We start from the raw sequence: 2,755 nt of genomic DNA, 5'->3' as shown, positions 1-2,755 counted from the left end.
TCACAAATATGGTTTTGAATTTGACGGATGCAAAAAGGAATGGACTCTTGGCACTCCTGTCTCAATAGTCAGAATGGTAATGAAAAGAGCATAATTTTCAGTTTTATCTGTTAAAGGAGAATGAATCATTTTGGACTATAAGAAACTGAATGCGATTATATATGCATTATTAGCGGCATTGTTTTATGCAATAAACATACCGTGTTCGAAATTACTGCTTAATAACGTGCCACCGACGTTTATGGCTGCATTTCTGTATATGGGAGCAGGCCTTGGAGTCGGAATCATGTATATTTTCCATGCAAAGAAAGAATCCACAGAAGAAAGGCTTGGGAGAGAAGATATACCATATACTTTTGCAATGGTTGTTTTGGATATTATAGCGCCAATCCTGCTGATGATTGGCATAAAACTGGGAACAGCAGCCAACGCATCACTTCTTGGAAATTTTGAGATCGTTGCAACAACGTTGATCGCATTCGGACTCTTCAGAGAGAAAGTATCCGCAAGGCTGAGGGGAGCAATATCTCTTATTACAGTGGCAAGTATAATACTTTCATTTTCAGGAGAGGGGAGCTTTTTCTTTTCACTAGGATCGGTGTTTGTTCTTGGGGCAACTGTTTGCTGGGGACTTGAAAATAACTGTACGAGAAAGATATCCGGGAAAAGCACTTATGAAATAGTGACTATAAAAGGAATCGGATCGGGGACAGGATCGTTCATAGTTGCTATGGTACTTGGAGAGAACATCCCGAGGCTTTCATATATAGGAATAATTATGATTCTTGGTTTTGTTGCGTATGGACTCAGTATATTCACGTACATCAGAGCACAGAAGACTTTAGGAGCAGCAAAGACAAGCGCTTATTATGCGGTAGCACCGTTTATTGGGGTGGTAATGTCAGCTGTATTTCTGAAAGAAAGATTCACGATGTTGTTTATAATTGCGCTGATAATAATGATTACAGGGACTGTACTTATTGTCAGGGATACATTGATACATAGCCATAAACATGCTCACACACATCTGATAACGCATACGCATGACGGATCTACACATACGCATGCTATCGAGCATTCCCATGATCACACCCATGTGATCAAGGAGGGAAAACATGGGCATACACACAGTGTAGAGGAGTTGGAAACCGCTCTGGGGCATAGGGGAGCATTGTAAGATAAATCCGAATATATTATAGAGTAGAACTGATTATCAAGTATTAAGATGGAGCGTTTTATGATACATACCTTGATGAAAGAAGATGGGTTTGAAGGAATCCTGTTTCCGGGCAACGGAAGCAAGGACAAAGTAATAATAGTTATGTCCGGTTCAAATGGTGGAATGAATATGGCTAAACATGAGGCAGAGTTCTACCATAAGAACGGCATTCCGGCTATGTCGCTTGCACTCTTCAAGACAAAGCAGACATCTCCTGATCTGGTAAGTGTACCCATTGAATACGTTGAAAATGCTATCAGGTACTTAAAAGAACAGGGATATCAAAAGATTGGTATCGACGGGGCATCAAAAGGCAGTGAAATGGCTTTGGTTGCAGGTTCTCTGCTTCCGGATATCTCCTGTGTTATAGCGAGGGTTCCGTCCTACTATGTAAGCGAAGGATTATCGGGAAAAGGAAAAAATAAAGGACCTTCGAGTACTTCTTGCTGGAGTTATCAAGGCAAAGACCTGCCGTATGCCGCGTATAAAACACGAATCATAAATATGCTGGAAATCCTTAAAAAGGAAAAAGAAATAAGGATTCGAGACATCAACAGTGATAAAGACGTTACCCCGGACACAATTATTCCGGTTGAAAACATAAAGGGGCCAGTTCTGTTTCTGTCATCTAAAAAAGATGAAGTATGGCCCTCATATGAAAGTGCGTGTCTTATGGATGAGAAACTTGAAACAGTATCATTCCCATATAAGCATAAACATATAGTGTTTGAAAATATGAGTCATGCTGCCGTAGTTCATCTTCCTTGGATATATAAGATGGCCTTCAAATCGGAGCGACGTCACCCAAAGGAATGTGCAAAAGACAGAAAAAGAATGAAAATGGAATTACTTGCGTGGGTAAAAGACGTATGGCAGTAAGATTATCTTTCAGTATAAACAGTTAAGCAAATCGGAGTTTGTGAGATGGATATGAGTATACGTCTAATGACAATTGATGATTATAAAAAAGTGTATAAGTTGTGGATGTCCTGTGCAGGAATGGGTTTAAATAATCTTGATGATTCAATAGAAGGCATAGAAAAATTCCTCAAAAGGAATCCTGATACTTGTTTTGTTGCAGAAGTAGATAACAATATTGTTGGTGTGATTATTGTTGGAAATGACGGTAGGAGAGGATATATTTATCATACAGCAGTAAATCCACAATATAGAAAGCAAGGCATCGCAAAGAGTCTTGTAGATACGGCTATGGAAGCATTACAGAAACATGGAATCAATAAGGCAGCGTTGGTTGTTTTCGATAGAAACGAAGTTGGAAATGACTTTTGGGAGAAAATGGGCTTTACCGTCCGTGATGATTTAGTATATCGAAACAAAGCTCTTGCTGAAATCATCAGAATAGACACATAAATTCCAGTTTGCGGGGAGGATTACGTGAAAATAGAAAAAGATGAAATAACAATCCGAGATTTTACGGAAACAGATCTTCCACTCATGTTTAAATGGTTGACAGATAAGAGAGTGCTGGAGTATTACGAAGGTCGTGACGTCAGGTTTACGATGGATACTTTGTCT

General features: G+C 39.3%; 3 protein-coding genes. All 3 read left to right on the top strand.

Features of this window, described 5'->3' with window-relative positions:
* Window positions 1-130: 130 nt before the first annotated feature.
* The 3 genes from BMW61_RS21390 to BMW61_RS21380 all read left to right on the top strand — a co-directional run bounded on the left by BMW61_RS21390 (window position 131) and on the right by BMW61_RS21380 (window position 2,590).
* Window positions 131-1,177 carry a DMT family transporter gene (locus BMW61_RS21390; protein WP_091826095.1) on the top strand — a complete coding sequence of 349 codons (1,047 nt, stop codon included), beginning with the start codon at window positions 131-133 and terminating at the stop codon, window positions 1,175-1,177.
* A 60-nt stretch (window positions 1,178-1,237) separates the two neighbouring features.
* The gene (locus BMW61_RS21385) at window positions 1,238-2,098 is read left to right on the top strand and encodes an acyl-CoA thioester hydrolase/BAAT C-terminal domain-containing protein (RefSeq protein WP_091826092.1); all 861 of its coding nucleotides are present in this window, start codon (window positions 1,238-1,240) and stop codon (window positions 2,096-2,098) included.
* 66 nt (window positions 2,099-2,164) lie between these two features.
* Entirely contained in the window at window positions 2,165-2,590 is a 426-nt protein-coding gene (locus tag BMW61_RS21380) for a GNAT family N-acetyltransferase (RefSeq protein WP_330388578.1), read from the top strand.
* The last annotated feature ends 165 nt before the right edge of the window (window positions 2,591-2,755 follow it).

It is taken from the genome of Butyrivibrio sp. ob235 (genome assembly GCF_900109475.1).
Classification (GTDB): Bacteria; Bacillota; Clostridia; order Lachnospirales; family Lachnospiraceae; genus Butyrivibrio.
The sequence above is the reverse complement of the archived record's forward strand: the minus strand, read 5'-3'. Positions and strand labels throughout refer to the sequence as shown.